The sequence below is a fragment of the Novosphingobium album (ex Liu et al. 2023) genome (assembly GCF_029076845.1).
Lineage (GTDB): Bacteria > Pseudomonadota > Alphaproteobacteria > Sphingomonadales > Sphingomonadaceae > Novosphingobium.
In genome coordinates this window covers 1-17,019 of sequence record NZ_JARESE010000028.1, presented here as the reverse complement: position 1 = coordinate 17,019, position 17,019 = coordinate 1, and the positions used below count along the sequence as shown (strand labels likewise).

19 protein-coding genes and 1 pseudogene are annotated in these 17,019 nt (G+C 63.1%); 10 read left to right on the top strand and 10 right to left on the bottom strand.

Going from position 1 to position 17,019, the window contains the following annotated elements; all coding sequences use genetic code 11:
- The first annotated feature begins 190 nt into the window (after positions 1 to 190).
- The 9 genes from PYV00_RS09270 to PYV00_RS09230 are packed head-to-tail and all read left to right on the top strand — an operon-like array spanning position 191 to position 8,308.
- The gene (locus PYV00_RS09270) at positions 191 to 1,213 is read left to right on the top strand and encodes a lytic murein transglycosylase (RefSeq protein WP_428981622.1); all 1,023 of its coding nucleotides are present in this window, start codon (positions 191 to 193) and stop codon (positions 1,211 to 1,213) included.
- The gene (locus PYV00_RS09265) at positions 1,197 to 2,168 is read left to right on the top strand and encodes a septal ring lytic transglycosylase RlpA family protein (protein WP_275227987.1); all 972 of its coding nucleotides are present in this window, start codon (positions 1,197 to 1,199) and stop codon (positions 2,166 to 2,168) included. The genes PYV00_RS09270 and PYV00_RS09265 overlap by 17 nt, the downstream gene beginning before the upstream one ends.
- 50 nt (positions 2,169 to 2,218) lie before the next feature.
- Positions 2,219 to 3,367: a D-alanyl-D-alanine carboxypeptidase family protein gene (locus PYV00_RS09260; protein WP_275227986.1), complete on the top strand. Its 1,149-nt coding sequence runs from the start codon at positions 2,219 to 2,221 to the stop codon at positions 3,365 to 3,367.
- On the top strand, positions 3,364 to 3,999 hold the full coding sequence (tmk, locus tag PYV00_RS09255) for a dTMP kinase (protein ID WP_275227985.1): 636 nt from the start codon (positions 3,364 to 3,366) through the stop codon (positions 3,997 to 3,999). The genes PYV00_RS09260 and tmk overlap by 4 nt, the downstream gene beginning before the upstream one ends.
- The gene (locus tag PYV00_RS09250) at positions 3,999 to 4,976 is read left to right on the top strand and encodes a DNA polymerase III subunit delta' (RefSeq protein WP_275227984.1); all 978 of its coding nucleotides are present in this window, start codon (positions 3,999 to 4,001) and stop codon (positions 4,974 to 4,976) included. The genes tmk and PYV00_RS09250 overlap by 1 nt, the downstream gene beginning before the upstream one ends.
- Positions 4,977 to 5,008: 32 nt before the next feature.
- Positions 5,009 to 6,568 (top strand): methionine--tRNA ligase, encoded by a 1,560-nt coding sequence (gene metG, locus PYV00_RS09245; protein WP_275227983.1) that lies wholly within the window; start codon positions 5,009 to 5,011, stop codon positions 6,566 to 6,568.
- On the top strand, positions 6,568 to 7,344 hold the full coding sequence (locus PYV00_RS09240) for a TatD family hydrolase (RefSeq protein WP_275227982.1): 777 nt from the start codon (positions 6,568 to 6,570) through the stop codon (positions 7,342 to 7,344). The genes metG and PYV00_RS09240 overlap by 1 nt, the downstream gene beginning before the upstream one ends.
- Positions 7,341 to 8,123, top strand: a complete 783-nt coding sequence (locus PYV00_RS09235; RefSeq protein WP_275227981.1) for an MBL fold metallo-hydrolase — start codon at positions 7,341 to 7,343, stop codon at positions 8,121 to 8,123. The genes PYV00_RS09240 and PYV00_RS09235 overlap by 4 nt, the downstream gene beginning before the upstream one ends.
- Positions 8,120 to 8,308: a hypothetical protein gene (locus tag PYV00_RS09230; protein ID WP_275227980.1), complete on the top strand. Its 189-nt coding sequence runs from the start codon at positions 8,120 to 8,122 to the stop codon at positions 8,306 to 8,308. The genes PYV00_RS09235 and PYV00_RS09230 overlap by 4 nt, the downstream gene beginning before the upstream one ends.
- Before the next feature lie 58 nt (positions 8,309 to 8,366).
- On the opposite strand, the gene PYV00_RS09225 is transcribed toward PYV00_RS09230, so the two are convergent.
- The 10 genes from PYV00_RS09225 to PYV00_RS09180 form a co-directional block, all read right to left on the bottom strand.
- Positions 8,367 to 8,597, bottom strand: a complete 231-nt coding sequence (locus PYV00_RS09225) for a hypothetical protein (RefSeq protein ID WP_275227979.1) — start codon at positions 8,595 to 8,597, stop codon at positions 8,367 to 8,369.
- 661 nt (positions 8,598 to 9,258) lie between these two features.
- The gene (locus PYV00_RS09220; RefSeq protein WP_275227978.1) at positions 9,259 to 9,402 is read right to left on the bottom strand and encodes a hypothetical protein; all 144 of its coding nucleotides are present in this window, start codon (positions 9,400 to 9,402) and stop codon (positions 9,259 to 9,261) included.
- Between the two features lie 405 nt (positions 9,403 to 9,807).
- On the bottom strand, positions 9,808 to 11,166 hold the full coding sequence (locus PYV00_RS09215; RefSeq protein ID WP_275227977.1) for a type II secretion system protein GspD: 1,359 nt from the start codon (positions 11,164 to 11,166) through the stop codon (positions 9,808 to 9,810).
- Positions 11,167 to 11,225: 59 nt separating this feature from the next.
- Positions 11,226 to 12,302, bottom strand: a complete 1,077-nt coding sequence (locus tag PYV00_RS09210) for a zonular occludens toxin domain-containing protein (RefSeq protein ID WP_275227976.1) — start codon at positions 12,300 to 12,302, stop codon at positions 11,226 to 11,228.
- A gap of 6 nt (positions 12,303 to 12,308) precedes the next feature.
- Entirely contained in the window at positions 12,309 to 12,602 is a 294-nt protein-coding gene (locus PYV00_RS09205; protein ID WP_275227975.1) for a DUF2523 family protein, read from the bottom strand.
- Positions 12,603 to 12,604: 2 nt separating this feature from the next.
- A complete protein-coding gene (locus PYV00_RS09200) occupies positions 12,605 to 14,035 on the bottom strand; it encodes a hypothetical protein (RefSeq protein WP_275227974.1) in 1,431 nt (476 codons plus the stop codon).
- Between the two features lie 163 nt (positions 14,036 to 14,198).
- A complete protein-coding gene (locus PYV00_RS09195; protein ID WP_275227973.1) occupies positions 14,199 to 14,420 on the bottom strand; it encodes a major capsid protein in 222 nt (73 codons plus the stop codon).
- 43 nt (positions 14,421 to 14,463) lie between these two features.
- On the bottom strand, positions 14,464 to 14,697 hold the full coding sequence (locus tag PYV00_RS09190; RefSeq protein ID WP_275227972.1) for a hypothetical protein: 234 nt from the start codon (positions 14,695 to 14,697) through the stop codon (positions 14,464 to 14,466).
- Positions 14,698 to 14,706: 9 nt separating this feature from the next.
- On the bottom strand, positions 14,707 to 15,027 hold the full coding sequence (locus tag PYV00_RS09185) for a single-stranded DNA-binding protein (protein WP_275227971.1): 321 nt from the start codon (positions 15,025 to 15,027) through the stop codon (positions 14,707 to 14,709).
- 133 nt (positions 15,028 to 15,160) lie between these two features.
- Positions 15,161 to 16,225, bottom strand: coding sequence for a phage/plasmid replication protein, II/X family (locus PYV00_RS09180; protein ID WP_275227970.1), 1,065 nt, complete (start codon positions 16,223 to 16,225; stop codon positions 15,161 to 15,163).
- Positions 16,226 to 16,393: 168 nt separating this feature from the next.
- Here PYV00_RS09180 and mazG point away from each other — a divergent pair.
- Positions 16,394 to 16,954: pseudogene (gene mazG / locus PYV00_RS09175) on the top strand (nucleoside triphosphate pyrophosphohydrolase); the annotation flags it as partial.
- Positions 16,955 to 17,019: the final 65 nt, after the last annotated feature.

Sequence of the window (17,019 nt, the reverse complement as noted above, 5' to 3'; positions counted from 1 at the left end):
CGGTGCATTAAACCGCTCTGCCATCTGTCCGCGTCCGGCAGCGCATGGCGCCAATGGTGCGCGCGCGCAAGAGGGTTGGGCCGTCCGGCGCGGCGCGTGAACGGCTGGTGGTGGTTGTCGCCAGTCTGTCGGGCCCGGGGCATTCACAAGCCGGGTGCAGTGTGCGACATCGGCCGGGATGATGTGCGCCATGCGAATTCGAAAGGCCGCGAAGCTTGCGGCCAGTGCCTTGCTGTTCACGCTGGCGATGCCGGCCGCGCAGGCGCAGCAGCCGCAGGAGAGCTTCCCCGGCTATCTGCAACTGGTCGCGGCGCGGGCGCGCGGCGAGGGGGTGAGCGAGGCGACGATCGCCCGCGTGCTGACCGGGCTTACGCCCAACCCGCGCGTGATCGATCTCGACAACGCGCAGCCAGGCCGGCAAGTCGCCCCGCCGCCGATCGCGCCGTACCTTGCGCGCCATGTCGATGCCAATCGCATTGCCGGCGGGCGATCGCGCTATGCGCAAGTGGCGGGATTGCTGCCCGCGCTGGAGCGGCGCTATGGCGTGCCCGGCAAGATCATGCTGGCGATCTGGGGGCATGAGACCAATTACGGTAGCTATACCGGCGATTTCGATCTGGCCCGTTCGCTCGCCACTTTGGCCTGGGAAGGGCGGCGGCGCGATTTGTTCGAGGGCGAGCTGATCGCGGTGCTCAGGATGATCGACCGGGGCGTGCCGCCCAGCCGCCTCAAGGGAAGCTGGGCCGGGGCTTTCGGCAATCCGCAGTTCCTGCCCAGCGTCTATCTGCGGCTGGCGGCGGACGGTGATGGCGATGGCGATGCCGATATCTGGAGCAGCCCGGCCGATACGCTCGCCTCGATCGCCAACTATTTCCGCGATGCCGGCTGGCGGCCGGGCGAGCCCTGGGGCGTGCGCGCTTCGGTGCCGGCGGGGTTCGATGTGCCGGCCTATGACAGCCGGCTTGCCGCGCCGACGTGTGACCGTGTCCATGCCCGCCATTCGCAATGGAAGACGGTGGGCGAATGGCGCGCCCTGGGCGTGACGCCGCTGGCCCCGATCGGCGAGAGTGTGCTGGCCACGGTGTTCCAGCCCGATGGTCCGGGCAAGCCGGCCTATCTGTTAACCGGGAATTATCGGGTGATCCTCCAATATAACTGCTCGAATTATTACGCGTTATCGGTGGGGTTGCTTGCAGATGAGATTGTCCGTTAACCATGCCCTGCCGCTGGCGGCGCTGATCCTGCTGGGCGGCAGCGCAAGCGGCATTCTGGCACGGCCCGCGCCGGCGCCCGCGCTGCCTGTCACCGGGCCGGCGGCCGATTATCCGATGGTGATCGGCGATCCCTTCACGATCGGCGCGATCACTTATACGCCATCGGACCAGCTCAATTACGATGCGGTGGGCATGGCGGCGATCGGCGATGCCGCCAGCGCGGGCGTGACCGGGGCGCACAAGACGCTGCCCTTGCCCAGCTATGTCGAAGTCACCGCGCTCGACAGCGGCCGGACGATCCTGGTGCGGCTGGAACGGCGCGGGCCGATGGCCAACGATTTGCTGATCGAGCTTTCGCCCGCCGCGGCAGCGCAGCTTGGCCTGGCGCCGGGTGCCAGCGCGGCGGTGCGCGTGCGCCGGGTCAATCCACCCGAGATCGAGCGGGCCGCGCTGCGTCAGGGCCGCGAGGCGCCGGAACGGATGGCGACGCCCGACGCGCTGCTCAAGGTGCTGCGCCGCAAGCTGGCCGAGCAATCGCCGCTGGGGCCGCCGGCCTCGATACCACCCGCCATGCCCACGACGGCGCCGGCCACGGCCACCCCGGCCAAGACGCCGGCGGCCAGGCCGAGTCCGGCTCCCGCGCCCACCGGCACGCCGAAGCCGGCTCCCAAACCTGCGGCTCCCAAACCCGCGAGCAAGCCTGAGACGCCGCTGGCGCCCAGGCCGGCCGCGCCCGCCGTGAAGGCAGGCGCCTATGTCGTTCAGGTCGCCGCGTTCTCGGCCAGGGACCATGCCGACAAGGCGGCCAGGCAGCTTGGCGGCGTGGTCAGCAAGCCGGGCAAGTTCTGGCTCGTCCGCCTGGGGCCCTTCGCCAGCAGTGGAGAAGCCGGCCCCGCGCTGGAGAAGGCGAAAGCGGCGGGGTATAGGGACGCGCGAATCCAGCGCGCGGACTGATCCTGCCGATCGGCGGCCCCGCGCGTCCATCACGCCGGAGCTTGCGGGTCTTGAAGAGAGTTTGGACGTCGATCGCCGCGCTTGCCTTGTGGGGCGGCGCGGCATCGGCCGCCGTGCCGCCGCCCCCGCCCGAAGTCGCGCGCGTTCCCGTGACCATGCTGGTCGATCTGGGATCTGGCCAGGTGCTGGAGCAGCACCGCGCCGATGCCCGCTTCGCGCCCGCCTCGATGACCAAGGTGATGACCGCCTATGTCGCGTTCGAGGAGATCGCGGCCGGGCGGCTGCCCTTGCGCCGCCGCTTCGCCGTTCGCCCCGAAATCGCGCGGGAATGGTACGCCAAGGGCACGAGCATGTACTTGCGGCCCACCGATACGGCGACGACCGATGAACTGCTCCACGGCATCATGACCGCGTCGGCCAATGACGCCGCCGTCGTGCTGGCGCGCGAATATGCCGGCAGCGTGGATGCCTGGACCTTCATGATGAACGACACGGCCAAGCGCCTGGGCATGAGCCGGACGCATTACGCCACGGCCAATGGCTGGCCCGATGGCGGCAGGACCCATGTCAGCGCGCGCGATCTGGCCCGCCTCGCCGAAGCGATGATCGTGCTCTATCCCCGCCTTTATCACCGCTATGCCGGGCAGAAGCATTACCAGTGGCGCGATCTTGTGCTTACCAGCCATGATCCCACCGTCGGCGTGGTGCCCGGCGCGGACGGGATCAAGACCGGGTACACGCGCGATGCCGGCTACTGCTTCCTCGGCTCGGCCGAGCGTGACGGGCGGCGCCTGGTCATGGTGGTGGCCGGCGCGCCATCTGCGGCGGAGCGTGACGTGGCCTCGCGCGCGCTGCTCGAATGGGGCTTTGCCCAATGGCATGGGCGGCCGCTGTTCGCCAAGGGCAAGGCCATCGGCCAGGCGCGGGTGCAGGACGGGGCGGCGCGCACCGTGCGGCTGATCGCCAACCGCGATGTCTATGCCACGCTGCCCAAGGCCGGCGGCGAGCCGATCCGGCTGACGCTGCGCTATGATGGCCCGCTGCAAGCGCCGATCCGCAAGGGCGCGCGCGTGGCCGAACTGGAGATTCGCGTCGGCGGCACCACGCCGGGGCGCATCCCGCTTTACGCGGCCACGGCGGTGGAGCGCGCCGGGCCCATGGACAGGCTCGTCAACGGGGTTATGAACCTGTTCTCATGACGCCGGGACGGTTCATTGCGTTTGAGGGCGGGGAAGGGGCGGGCAAGTCCACCCAGGCCCGGCTGCTTGCCGAAACGCTGCGCGCGCGCGGGATCGACGTGGTGATGACGCGCGAGCCCGGCGGCACGCCCGGTGCCGAGGCGATCCGGGCACTGCTGCTGGGCACCGAAGGCGAAGGCTGGAACCCGCGCGCGGAAGCGCTGCTGTTCGCCGCGGCGCGATCCGATCATGTCGAACGATTGATCCGTCCGGCGCTGGCGGCGGGGCAATGGGTGGTGTGCGATCGCTTCGTCGATTCGAGCCGGGCCTATCAGGGCGGGGGCGGCGGCCTTTCGGATGTCGATATCCTGGCGCTCCACGCCATCGGCAGCGAGGGATTGCTGCCTGACCTGACCGTGCTGATCGCGGTTTCCCCCGAAGTCGCGGCCGAACGGCTGGCGCGGCGCGATGGCGGGCAGGCGGACCGGATCGAGGGGCGCGGCGCGGCCTATCACCAGCGCGTGGCCGAGGCCTTCGCGCGGCTGGCCGAGGCCGAACCGGCGCGCTTCGCCCGGATTGACGGCGATGGCGGCAAGGATGCGACCCATGCGCGCGTGCTCGCCGCGATCGCGCGCCTGGCCGGACCGGCCTGATGGCGCGCGCGGGCAAGGACTTCATCGGGCAGGAAGCGGCCTGGCAGGAATGGCTGGCCGCGATCGCTTCGGAACGGATGCACCACGCCTGGCTGCTGGCCGGCGCCAAGGGGCTGGGCAAGCACGCCTTCGCGCGCGCCGCCGCCGCCGAACTGGTGCGCGAGCCGGGCGAGAAGCTGCCCGATGCCGATACCCATCCCGATATCCACATCCTGGACCATCTTCCCGCCAACGACGACGAGGCGAAGAAGAAGGCCGAGGGCAAGCCCTTTCAGGTGAAGCGCAACATCACGATCGACCAGGTGCGCCGGATGCAGCAGCGGCTCAATACGCGGCCCACGCTGGGCAGGCGCCGCGCGATCGTGATCGACCCGGCCGACGACATGGAGAAGGGCGCGGTCAATGCCTTGCTCAAGAGCCTGGAGGAGCCGCCGGTCGGCACCTATTTCCTGCTGGTGACGCATCAGCCGGGGCGTCTGCTGCCGACCATCCGCTCGCGCTGCCGGGTGCTGCGCTTTGCCGCGCTCAAGCCCGAGGAACTCGACGCGGTGATCCGCCGCGACGTGCCGCAGGCCGACAGCGCGGCGCGCGCCGCCGCCATCGCCGCATCGCACGGCTCGCCCGGCGTGGCGCTGGCTTTCGCCGAGCACGAACTGGGCGCGATCCACGCCCTGATGTTGCGGATTCTGCACGAAGGCGACGAGGCATTCGCCCTGCGCGGCCGGCTGGCCGACGAGATGGGCGCCCGCCCCGCGCGCGAACGGCTGCTGGCCACGCTCGACCTGGCCCGCGCGACGCTGGCCAACGAACTGGCCGCGGCGCCGCGCGCGCGGCAGGCCCGGATCATCGAGGCGCACGGCGCGCTGACCAGGCTTTCGGCGCAGGCGCCGACCTACAATTTCGATGCCGGGCTCCTCATAATGGAAATTGGCGGGTTGCTGGCCTCGACCGCGATGCCTAGAGAAGCGGCACGCTAGCCACTCTGGACAAGAAAGCCGCGCGATCCCGCATGGGCGAACCCTATTACCTTACCACCGCGATCAGCTATCCCAACGGGAAGCCGCATATCGGCCACGCTTACGAGGCGATCGCCGCCGACGTGATCGCGCGCCACCACAAGGCCCAAGGCCGCGACGTGCGGTTCCAGACCGGAACCGATGAGCATGGCCTGAAGATGGCCCAGAAGGCGCGCGAGCTGGGCAAGACGCCGGCTGAACTGGCGGCAGAAATGTCGCAATATTTCATTGATATGTGCGGTGCCCTTAACATTGGGTACGATGTTTTCATCCGCACCACCGAACCGCGCCATCACGCCGCGACGCAGGAATTGTGGCGCCGCATGGAAGCCAGCGGCGATCTCTATCTCGATCGCTACGAAGGCTGGTACTCGATCCGCGACGAAGCCTATTACGACGAAAGCGAACTGGTCGAGGGCGAGGGGGGCGAGAAGCTTTCGCCACAAGGTACGCCGGTGGAATGGACGGTCGAGGAAAGCTGGTTCTTCCGCCTGTCGAAATACCAGCAGCCGCTGCTGGATCTTTATGCCTCGCGCGATTTCATCCGCCCGGACAGCCGCCGGAACGAAATCATGCGCTTCGTCGAAGGCGGCCTGCGCGACCTTTCGGTGTCGCGCACCAGCTTTGACTGGGGCATCAAGGTGCCGGGCAGCGAGAACCACGTGATGTACGTGTGGGTCGACGCGCTGACCAATTACATCACCGGGTTGGGCTTTCCCGACGAGGGCGGCGATTTCGCGAGGTGGTGGCCGGCGGACCTGCACCTGATCGGCAAGGACATCGTCCGGTTCCACACGGTCTACTGGCCGGCCTTCCTGATGAGCGCCCGCCTGGCGCTGCCCCGGCAGGTGTTCGGCCATGGCTTCCTGCTCAATCGCGGGCAGAAGGAATCGAAGTCGCTGGGCAATGTGACCGATCCGATCGGGCTGGCCGAGACGTTCGGCGTCGATGCCTTGCGCTATTTCTTGATGCGCGAAGTCGCCTTCGGGCAGGATGGCAGCTATTCACCAGAAGCCATTGTGATGCGGGCCAATACTGAGCTGGGTAATGCCTTCGGCAATCTCGCGCAGCGTACGCTGAGCTTCATCGCCAAGAACCTGGAAGGCCGCCTTCCCGAGATCCACGGGCATGACGCGGCGGATACCGAACTGTTCGAGACCATCGGCAAGGCGGTGCAACGCGACGTGCCCGCCGCCTTCGATGACCTGGCGCTGCAGCAAGGTGTCGAGCACTGGCTGCAGGCGGTCTTCGCGTGCAATGCCTATATCGACAGCCAGGCACCGTGGACCCTGCGCAAGACCGATCCCCAGCGCATGGAAACCGTGCTGGCGACGCTCTATATCTGCATTGCCCAGCTTGCCGTGGCGATCCGCCCGGTGATCCCGGCCAGCGCTGACACGCTGCTCGACACCATGGGCGTGCCTCTGGCCCATCGCACGTACGCCGGGATCGGCGAGCACTGGTATTCGCCGCTGGCGGAAAGCGGTTACCGCATCGCCACGCCGAAGCCGCTGTTCCCGCGCCTGGAACTGCCTGAAGAGACGCCGGCCTGATGCTGATCGATTCGCATTGCCATCTCGAATACGAAGGGCTCGTCGAAGACCAGCAGGGCGTGCTCGCCCGCGCGCGCGCGGCCGGGATTGGCGGTTTCCTCAACATTTCCACGCGCCGGCGCGAGTGGGACAAAGTGGTGGGCACGGCCGCGCGCGAGGCGGACGTCTGGGCCAGCGTCGGCATTCACCCGCACGAGGCGGACCAGCACGCCGACCTGGGCGAAGCGGCGCTGCTGGAAGCCGCCGCGCATCCCAAGGTCATCGGCATTGGCGAGACCGGGCTCGATTACTATTACGACAAGTCCGACCGCGCGACACAGCAGGTGCTGTTCCGCACCCACATCGCTGTTTCGCGCGAAACCGGGCTGCCGCTGATCGTTCACACGCGCGATGCCGAGGATGACACCGCGCGCATCATCGGCGAGGAGATGGGGAAGGGGGCTTTCCCCGCCCTCATCCACTGCTTCACCGCGTCGGCGGGCTTTGCCCGGCAGATGCTGGACCTGGGCCTGTCGATCTCGCTGTCGGGCATCGTCACCTTCAAGAACGCGCGCGATCTTCAGGCCGTGGCCGCGGAATTGCCGGCCGACCGGATTCTGGTCGAAACCGATTCGCCGTTCCTCGCCCCCGTGCCGCATCGCGGGCGGCCGTGCGAGCCGGCCTATACCGCCGATACTGCCCGCTTCGTGGCGGGGCTGCGCGGCGAGGAGCCCGAACGGCTGGCCGAGCAGACCACGCGCAATTTCTTCGCGCTGTTCACGAAGGCGCGCGCGTGAAGCTGCGCGTGCTCGGCAGCGGCACGTCCACCGGTGTCCCGCGGCTTGGCGGCGAGCATGGCCCAGCCGACTGGGGCCTGTGCGATCCGGCCGAACCGAAGAACCGCCGCTCGCGCGTCTCGGTCCTGATCGAGCATCCCGAAGGCCGGCGCGTGCTGATTGACACCTCGCCGGATTTGCGCAGCCAATTGCTCGCTTGCGAGATCGACCGGATCGACGCGGTGTTCTGGACGCATGACCATGCCGATCATTGCCACGGCATCGATGACTTGCGCCCGCTGCGCTATGGCCGCGCGGGGCCGATCCCCGGCTATGCCGCCGATGAGACGGTGCGGCGCCTGCGCCAGCGGTTCGGCTATGTCTTCGCCGGGCAGCACGGCTATCCCACGATCGTGACGCTCGACACGCTCGACAACCTGCGCATTTGCGAGGGCTTTGGCGTGGCGGCGTGCCAGATGCCGCACGGGCCGGCGCAGAGCACCGGGTACCGCTTTAGTTATCAAGATAAATCCATCGGTTACGCAACAGACTTCAGCGAGATTACGCGCAACATGGTCAATCTGTTCCATGGCTGCGACGTGCTGGTGATCGATTGCCTGCGCCGTGAGCCGCATCCGACCCATGCGCATCTGGCCATGTCGCTGGAACTGGCCGAGGCGTGCCGGGTCGATCGCGCGGTGCTGACGCATCTCGACAAGAGCATGGACTACGCCGCGCTCGGCCGCGAGGTGCCGGGCCATGTGCTGGTCGCGTACGACGGCATGGAACTGGTGGCGTGATGTCCACGGGCGCGATGATCGTCGCGATCGTCGGCGTGCTCGGCGCCTTGTTCCTCGCGTGGCGCGGCTTGCAGGCGCAGGGCCTCAGCGTCGAGCGCAAGGTGCGGATGGCGACGATCTGGCTGGCCATCATCGTCGGGCTGGTGCTGGTGATCCAGCTTACCGGGCTGCATCTCGCTTCGTAGTATGATTTAACATAATATATATTATCAATCTGGGCGGTGATTTGCGAGCGGAGGTCGGTCATGGCGTCGGCTCCTGCGGAGCGCCCTCGTTCAATCGATGAACGAAAGCCTTGACCTCATCTAAACGGTCCTCGCGAACCCAAATCGTGGTCCGCTTGAAGCCCTTTTGACGCATGCGCACTTCGTAGCGCGCATTTCGGTCAGTCTTCTCCGCAATTGCCTGCTCTAGAGGCGTGCGCTTGCGAATATCCGCACTCTGCCGCCTACTGTTCTTACGGTCAACAGCCACCACCGCTCCCCCCGTCAGCGCTGACACAACACCACGCTGTCAGCATAGACGAACCATACCACCGTCAGAATAAACGGCAACCCGCTTAGGTCAGTTGTCGTTCGAAACCTTCCGCCCAATCCCTTTGCGATCGAACGACTTCACCATGAAGCACGCGAAGAGCAACCGCATATGCGCAAACCGGAACCGCCATTCAAAGCTGCTGGGATCGATCATGGGCTAGCAAATAACGAGCAACTCTTACGAGATTACCGATATTAATCGCCTATTTGGCCCACGGAGTTGGGAAAAACGTTCATTCTGACGCTACCTGCTCTTTGCGGCTAGGATACGTGGAAAGATTTCGACCCAAATGAACGCCCGGTAACGAGAAGCGCGGACGGCAGCTTTCGCATCGCCATGCGCGCTTATCCGGGGATGCAAAATGCCACCACCCGTAACGCTGGTTTGATGATAGGATCGGGGTTTTGCGCGTACGCCTCGCGGAGCCTCCGACGCGCCTCCCCTTCAGCCGCGTTCGCAGCCTTTTGGCACCGTTCTAGGCTCGGATAGTCAATAGCGACGGTGGAGTCGTTGGCAACGACAATCAGTTTGTAAGGTCCCGATTGCGCTTGCGCTGTGGCGGGGAGCGCAAGTACCAGCGCGGCGAGCGCAAGGCGCATCATTCTGGATTCTCCGGCTTAGGCTTCATCTTCGCCACCTTCCTGAGCCTGTCATCCCAGCGCGTTTCATCCTCATCCACCTCTAGCTCGCGGGCGGCCTTACCACGACCGAGCGGATTGCGCATCCAATCGGTTTGGCCCAACCGCCTTTCGCCTGCACCGTGAGCTGGGACAAATCCGCACATTTTCCCGCCAAGCCGAAACGCCGGAATTCGGCGCAAAAGCTGTCCGATCCCGCGACCGGTCAAAGGACGGGGATTTCACCCCGGAGTCCCATTTTTGGGACAAATTCGCATGGTTATTAGACAATGCGAATTCTCGGCGCTGCTGGACCCTCGATCGGGCTGGCCCTCGCTCGCTCCGCTCGCTGCGGCCCAGCCCGATCGAGGCGCAGCAAAACGACAAAAAAGAGCCGGTCAAAAGGACCGGCAAAAATGGCTCGGCAGGGAGGCAGAGAGAGCGGCAAGAGGATCACCAGCAAAATCGACCAGAGAAGCGCGGACAGCCCCGAAAAGAGAAAAAGGGGCATCCCGTAGGGGGTAAACCCCCTACACCCCCACACGGGGCTCGGGAGAGACATCCGAAGCCGTTTCATCGTCGTTATCTTCACCCAGAAGCTGCACACCAGTGGTGGCACCACGATCGTCCCGGACAATATCGGCCTGCACCAAGAGCAAAAGCTGCGAGGCCATCTTGTCATGGCGCCGTGAGCCGAGAAGGCCACCGAAAAGGCCCTGCCGGTTGTTCTCATCAGAACGCTCGTCAAGCCCGGCGATCGCCACAGTCTCACCGGGAAGCATGGCGACAACAGACGAGGCAGACGACTTGTTCAACGTCGGTGTCTCATCAACACCCGTCGATGTTCGAACGAAACTCGAACGTTCTTGCGTGACGCGCAGTTCAATCTCACCCTTCCGCACGGTCGGCGAGACAGTGAGCGAAACACCACTGTCGCGATAGACCACAGACCGCACAGGCTGGCCATTATCCGTATATGTGACCTCGCCAATCGTCGGCACCTGGGAGCCCGAATTGATCGTCGCAGTCGAACCGGAAACAGCAGACAGCGACGGCTCGGCAACAACCTCAAATCGACCATCGCCTCGAACCGCAGAAACAACAGCCGATAACCCGCCAGTCGCGATCTTAAGGAACTGATCGCCGCCGGCCTGCCCGGCAAAGCTGCTAAGCGAGATCCGCCCACCAAGCACGTCCGCCAGCAACGAAAGCGCAGATCCGCGAGACCGACTAGTGCGGACCTCGAACAGAACAGCACGGATCGAGACAGAAGGCCGTGGGCGATCAATGGAACGGATAAGCTCCATCGCAAGAGACACATCAGCTTTACGACCGGAGAGCACCAACGAACTGGGCGCGAAACGATCTGCAACCTGCCCCCCACGAGGCTCACTTGCCTCGCGCGCCGCAACAGAAACAGACGGCAGGACGCTACGAACGACCTCCGCCAGCTCCATAGGTGAACGGTGCGCAGGTTCGATCACAGCGACCACAGGAAGCGGCTCATCAGCGACAGCCGTAACCGCAGGAGACGACGGAGAGGACGGCAACAAAGGCGATCCAGTAGGCGAACCGCCGAAATTCACCGGAGCAGACGACGGCATCGAGGGCGACGGATAGAGCGCGCCGGACATCGGCTTACGGCTCACGAACACAGTGCCGCCTTGAAGATCGACAACGAGACCAATCGAACGGAGAAACCGAGCAATCGCGACAGGCAAATCGTCGCGAGGCATGACCAAGTTAACCGACAGGGCCTTTCGATCGGTCAGAACGTCTGGCGCAATCACATAAGGCACGCCTAGAACATCACGCATAAGCATGGTCACGAGCGCACCCGTCGGCATCGAATCAAGCTGAACACGAACCGGACCGGAACCCTCGGGCAATCGCTCCGCATGAGCAACGAGAGGCGAAAAGGCCAGCACGAGAGCGAGGGCCCAACGCATCACATCGTCAACCCGAAAGAGGACGAACCCGCGCCCGAACGAGAACCCAGATCGAGCCGATCGTCAGCCACAACAGCTTCGCCGTCCAACACGCCATAAATCGGCCTACCACGGTCGAAATCGAACCCGTCGGGCCCAACGACCCGAACCGATCCTTTGTCGTCGCTAAGCACCACACGGACGCCCTGAGGGCCGTCAACAAAGCCGGCAATCCGATAAGGCGACTGAGGCCGCGGAGGATGCCCACCGAAAGAAACCGAAGGAGCCGACGACAAGGGCACCGCAGCGCCTGGTGGTTTGGTGCCAACCTTCGCAGCGGCGACATCATCCCGCAAGAAAAACCGATAAACGCCATAGCCACCCAACCCGAACATAAGACATACGCCGAGCGCTATACCAACAACGCTCTTGGTAAAAACCGACGTTCTCTTGTCAGTAGATAACTCCTTACCGTCTCCATCAGTAGAATATGATCTATAAAGCTCAAAAATCTCGCGCTTATATTTTCCGTTTCCTTTTGCGTAACCCTCCCCCTTGGGCTGCAAGTGACCATCGTAGGCGTCCCACTGGTAGAACTTCGGCAAACCAACAGATTTGAGCTTCCGAAACTTGTAGGAGCGCTCGACCAACCCCCGGAAATCTCGATGAATATCGGTTAAAAGCTGCGTGCCGATCACAACATCACAAGCGATCCCACGACTATCCGTAAGGTGACGATGCCACCGCAGAAACGGCTCAAGTCGAGCATTCGGAACCGCGCCGCGATTGGGGAACGTCAAGCGCCATTCATCGAACACGAGCAGATCGCCGCCTTTAACGAAGGTGTCCTCATCGCCGGTCTCTTCCGTCGGAAAAAAATCGGCACGAAGCGCGTCGGACCCATCAAAAACCACAACCTCGCCAAGATCATCGGCAGGCCACTTAGCTGCACAGTAGGCCGCAATCCGAGCGGGCTGGACGCCCCCGATATTGGTCAACACTCGGCGCCCCACACGGACACCCGGCAAAATAACCTGCTCGATCATCGCATAAGACTTCCCAGCGCCGGGAACCCCCGTGTAGGCCGTAATCGCCATAAGAAATCACCCGATAATAGGAAGTCGCCGAATACCAAAACGAACAACATAGGCCGCGATAATCATCGGAAGGCCGATTTCGATACGGAATACACCAAGAAAAAACAGAACATCTTCCGGCAGGCCCGACACCAACGGGCCAATGCCATTCATACCAGACTGATCAATCATGCCGATGGCTATGTCGGTCAACTCTGTGACAACATAATACAGCGCCGTAAATACGACAAACTTAATAATGGAGCCCTTTAGAATGAAATCCAGCGCATAGTTAATCGCCGACTTAATAATTCCAAACATCGTCAGGCCCTCAAAACGATAGCAGCCGCAGCAATCGTAAAAATCACAATCATTATTGCCGAAATTGTGGCTCTATTCTGTTCTATAAACGGGCAATGGCTATCCAATACCAACTCGTGTCCGAAGAAATCAGCACTATAGGTTGGGCATTCGGCGCCACCTAAGTCGATCTCTATCGACGGAAGCTCGGGAAACCAGTCGAACGCCTTATCAACGAGCGAGCTAGCAGACGGCGAAGTCACCGAAGGGGCGCCTACGTTGGGGTTCGTCCAATCTGGGCTGCCGGATGAGCCGCCCGAAGGCTCTCCCGTCGGTTCGCCAGTTGGATCAACGGCAGGTTCCGAAGGAGTATCGTTCGGCTCCGGGATCACCGGCGTATCGCCCGTCTCGCGGATCGTCGGAGTCTCACCGCCAGTGCGCACATCCTCAATCTCAATCGGACCACACGCCGGGCCTGTGTATCCAGCCGTCTCGCACGCGCCCTTCCAAGCGTGCTCGGTCAGCCACCGGATAAGCTCAGGGTCGATAGGGCAAGCCCCGGCCTCCTGATTTCCCTTCGACCAAAGACCGATCTGGTTCAGAGGAACGATACCGCTCAGCGGAATGGCCCATTCGTCAGGCGGCGAAGCGCAGCCCTGATAATGAAGCTCAAAAGCGCCGACAGCAATACCGGGCTCACAGTCGCCAGTGCCCGGCGGAATGTCACCCGGCCACGCACGAGAATTACGACCACTCGCAAATGACTTAACGGCGCTATTCACGAGTACGCCATTACTATAATGGGCCGGATAAGAAGCCAGAACACCTTTAAGGGCGGCGTTAACATTAATAAACATCGGCGCATATCTTTTGTCATAATCTTGCGTGAGATTATACATGTGAATTCCGACTTTAAGTGCCGAAAATGCGTCGGTAGTATTAAGATGGTTATCAGTATTTGGTGCAATCCAAAGAGGTGTTTCGTAAGCAATAGCCTTTGGATTGGGCAAGTTCATCGCAGGCGCGATAAGGTTGTTCTTTTCATCAATTGAGAAGTCCAACGCATCACAGTTCCAACCGAACTGAGCGCCACCGCCAGACCACCCTCCCCCAGTCGCCGTACAGATCAAGGCATCCGGGTTCTCAATGCAATAAGCACTGTCGCGGCCACCAGCACCAAGCGACGATCCGGTCGGAAACCCGAGCACACGCGCCAACGCCAACCAACTCGTCTGAGCAAGATTACGCACGTACGCTTCAAGAGCCGACATAGCGTCGGCGATGTCCTGATCGGTATGACCAGTGCGCTCAAGGTTGGCGCGGAGCGTGTTGGCCAGCGCCTGCCCAATGTCGCGCTTGCCGTCGCAGTTGTAGCCCGTGCACTGCTGCGCCGACGCCGCAGTCGGAAATACCACGAGCCCAAAGACAAGCCCGAGCAGCAGCAACACCCGCATCATAGCCGATTGCCCGTCGCGATACCGATAACGGCGATCGCAGCCGCCACCATGCCGAGGAACGCGATAAAAAGGTTGATCAAAAGTTCGCCGTCCATGGCCACGCCTCCCAGAACAGGGCCGGAAAGCGAGACGCCTCCCGGCCCCGAGGTGTCACCCGCCGTCAGGCGCCACGAACGAGAGAAATGACCTTCCGGACGCCCATCACGGCGAGCGAAATGCCGATCACGAGCGCGCCAACGGACAGGATCGCCGTCACAGTCGATTCCACCGAAATCGCGCTGGTCAGCGAACTGTAATCCGGGCCGGTCGCCGCCGCCTGGGCGAGCGCCGAGCCGGTGGAAGCGATCATCAGAACGGAAACGAGAGCAACTTTCTTCAGCATGGCAGTGCCTTTCAAAATCGCGGACTTCTTTTCAAAAGACGGATCACGCCGCGCGAATGACCCGCACAATCGCGCCGACCGTGAAGCCGACGACGAATGAGATCATGACCAGCGAGAACGACCAGCCAAAAAGCTGGGCGGCCTGCGCAGTATCAATTTCGACAGGAGAAGAGTCAGGCTCATAGACAACGGGCGCATAGGCCACGCCATCAAGCGTCCCGCACGGAAGTGCTGCCACACCATCCGAAGCGCGCACGCAATAAATGAACTGAGACACGGCAACGCCTTACCCGACGGCCGCCACCTTCGGCTTTTCGCCAGCTTGCTTGACGCCCTCATCGAGCGCCACGAGCTCAAGCTTGATCGCGCGAAATTCGAGGCCGTACTGACCCGGCTTGAAGACGTCGCCGGCCATCAGATATCGCCCAGGGCGATAGGGACCGCTCGCAGGAACATTGACAGTGAAGGGAATGGGATAGGAGCCGCCGGACCAAAGGTAGGCTTTTTGCTTGGGCTGAGCAGGGCGCACCATGCCAGTCTGCTTATCGGTGAACGTACGGCCCGGCTCGATCGGCTCTGCCGTGATTTCAACATGGATAAAGTTCATCGGAGCAACCTTCTCGATTGCTCAACGCCCCTCAGCGCGCGATTTGCCTACAGAACGCGGGAGTCGTATGCAACGAAAAAGGGGGCCGGGACTCAACGCCCCGACCCCCCGTGCAGCAGACGACTAGTGGCAGCTAGGCCGCCTGCTCTAGCGCTGCGGTGAGTTGATCGGCCCATGAGGGACGTTGAGCGGGCTTAGCCTCGATCACTCGCCGCAGCGGCACGACGTTAGACTTTGGGACCGGAGAAGCGATGTCGTACCCACACGCCTCCAGCACTTCTTGCCGCAGCCTATAAAACGATGTTTTCGAGCGACCGGCGCGCATGTCATTACCCGCTTTCCAAGACGCTACCGCATCAAGCAGCCTAGGTTTCAAAATACCTGCAAGGTCTGTCGCATCCAGAGTCATCGCGCTTTCTCCAAAATTCAACCGGTCCACATACGACCGCCAAACATCCCCCGCCTTCTCCGGGGTCCAATCGCTCAATTTACGAAGCCCTAAGCGCTTCAATTCTGCCGTTCTTAGTGTCAACTCCACCCGCACGGTGCGGTTGACTTCATCGAGCAATCCCGGAACTTCCATGGCAGGCCCGGGCAACCTACGCCGGGCCACTTCCAGCCCCTTTGAATAAAGCTTAAGCTGCCAGTCCTTCGCTCTCTTTCCCTTGGCCGAGTAGCCATAATACAACGTCCCCGGCTCAGACTGTACCCCTCGGCCTCGGTAGGGGCACCAAACACGCTCTTCCATCGCCCTGAGGAACGGAAGCACGTCTTCCGCCCGGTCGAGAAGCCACGAGGCCGTCAGGTCGATGCGGCTGATCTGGCCCATGCCAAGGTCGACGGGCAACATGCTTGTTCCCGGAAAAAGGACCGATCCGACGCGATCGACAACACGGCGGATCAACTCCGTAGGATCCCCAACGCCGAACAGGTTGTGACCCTGCAGGAATTTCGCCGGGTTGCCCGAAAGCTCCAAACCGCTGCGCTTCGTCCCGAAACCCGGGCAAATTACATCGTCCGCCATGAGGTTACGGACGACTAGCTGGCCGTCCCACGAGCCCTTAACCGACAGCTTGCAACGCGTGGACCACTCCACCTCGCCGTCACGATCGACCTTAACGACCTCGCCCCCGTGGATCACTTGCCCGAACGGATCGGGCGTTTCGACAGTCAGGAAATCGACCATGACGGCGCTCACCGAAAGAGCCTTCCCTGCCCTGCTGCTTCGAGTTGCAGACGGTCGAGATCGAATGACTTCTGGGCAGCCACATGATAGGCGCCCGAAATGTCGTAAACCGGCGTAGGCCTAAGTGCCTGATTCGATTTACAAGAGTATATATTATCATCCCAATGGATCCGAGCCGCGATGACCGAGCCCCGCCATTCCCAACTTGACCGCCTGCTGGCGATCATGGCCCGCTTGCGCGATCCCGTGTCCGGCTGCGAATGGGACCGCGCGCAGTCCTTCGCCACGATCGCGCCTTACACCATCGAGGAAGCCTACGAAGTCGCCGACGCGATCGAGCGCAATGACCTGGCCGCCTTGCGCGACGAGCTTGGCGATCTGCTGCTCCAGGTCGTGTTCCACGCGCGCATGGCCGAGGAAGCCGACGCGTTCGCTTTCGCCGATGTCGCGGCGGCGATTTCCGACAAGCTGGAGGCGCGCCATCCCCACATCTTCGGTGACGACGCCTCGGGCGATGCCCAGACCGAGCGCTGGGAAAAGCTGAAGGCCCGGGAACGCGGGGCCAAGGGCGCGACCAGCGCGCTCGACGGGGTGGCGACCACGCTGCCGGCGTTGATGCGGGCGGAAAAGCTGCAAAAGCGCGCTAGCCGTGTCGGGTTCGACTGGCCTGATGCCAAGGGCCCGATCGAGAAGATGGCCGAGGAGCTTGACGAACTGGCGCAAGCCGGGACGGAAGAAGAACTGTAGCGCGACGATTACGGAGTCCGGTCGGCGTCAATTTTGATGGCCGATAGGTGGCCGCGCCG

Excerpts from the sequence above, each read along its gene's own strand:
- PYV00_RS09270 (WP_428981622.1), top strand. The coding sequence starts at position 191 with ATGCGAATTCGAAAGGCCGCGAAGCTTGCGGCCAGTGCCTTGCTGTTC.
- PYV00_RS09265 (WP_275227987.1), top strand. The coding sequence starts at position 1,197 with ATGAGATTGTCCGTTAACCATGCCCTGCCGCTGGCGGCGCTGATCCTG.
- tmk (WP_275227985.1), top strand. The coding sequence starts at position 3,364 with ATGACGCCGGGACGGTTCATTGCGTTTGAGGGCGGGGAAGGGGCGGGC.
- PYV00_RS09250 (WP_275227984.1), top strand. The coding sequence starts at position 3,999 with ATGGCGCGCGCGGGCAAGGACTTCATCGGGCAGGAAGCGGCCTGGCAG.
- metG (WP_275227983.1), top strand. The coding sequence starts at position 5,009 with ATGGGCGAACCCTATTACCTTACCACCGCGATCAGCTATCCCAACGGG.
- PYV00_RS09240 (WP_275227982.1), top strand. The coding sequence starts at position 6,568 with ATGCTGATCGATTCGCATTGCCATCTCGAATACGAAGGGCTCGTCGAA.
- PYV00_RS09210 (WP_275227976.1), bottom strand. The coding sequence starts at position 12,302 with ATGGCGATTACGGCCTACACGGGGGTTCCCGGCGCTGGGAAGTCTTAT.
- PYV00_RS09205 (WP_275227975.1), bottom strand. The coding sequence starts at position 12,602 with ATGTTTGGAATTATTAAGTCGGCGATTAACTATGCGCTGGATTTCATT.
- PYV00_RS09200 (WP_275227974.1), bottom strand. The coding sequence starts at position 14,035 with ATGCGGGTGTTGCTGCTGCTCGGGCTTGTCTTTGGGCTCGTGGTATTT.
- PYV00_RS09195 (WP_275227973.1), bottom strand. The coding sequence starts at position 14,420 with ATGCTGAAGAAAGTTGCTCTCGTTTCCGTTCTGATGATCGCTTCCACC.
- PYV00_RS09185 (WP_275227971.1), bottom strand. The coding sequence starts at position 15,027 with ATGAACTTTATCCATGTTGAAATCACGGCAGAGCCGATCGAGCCGGGC.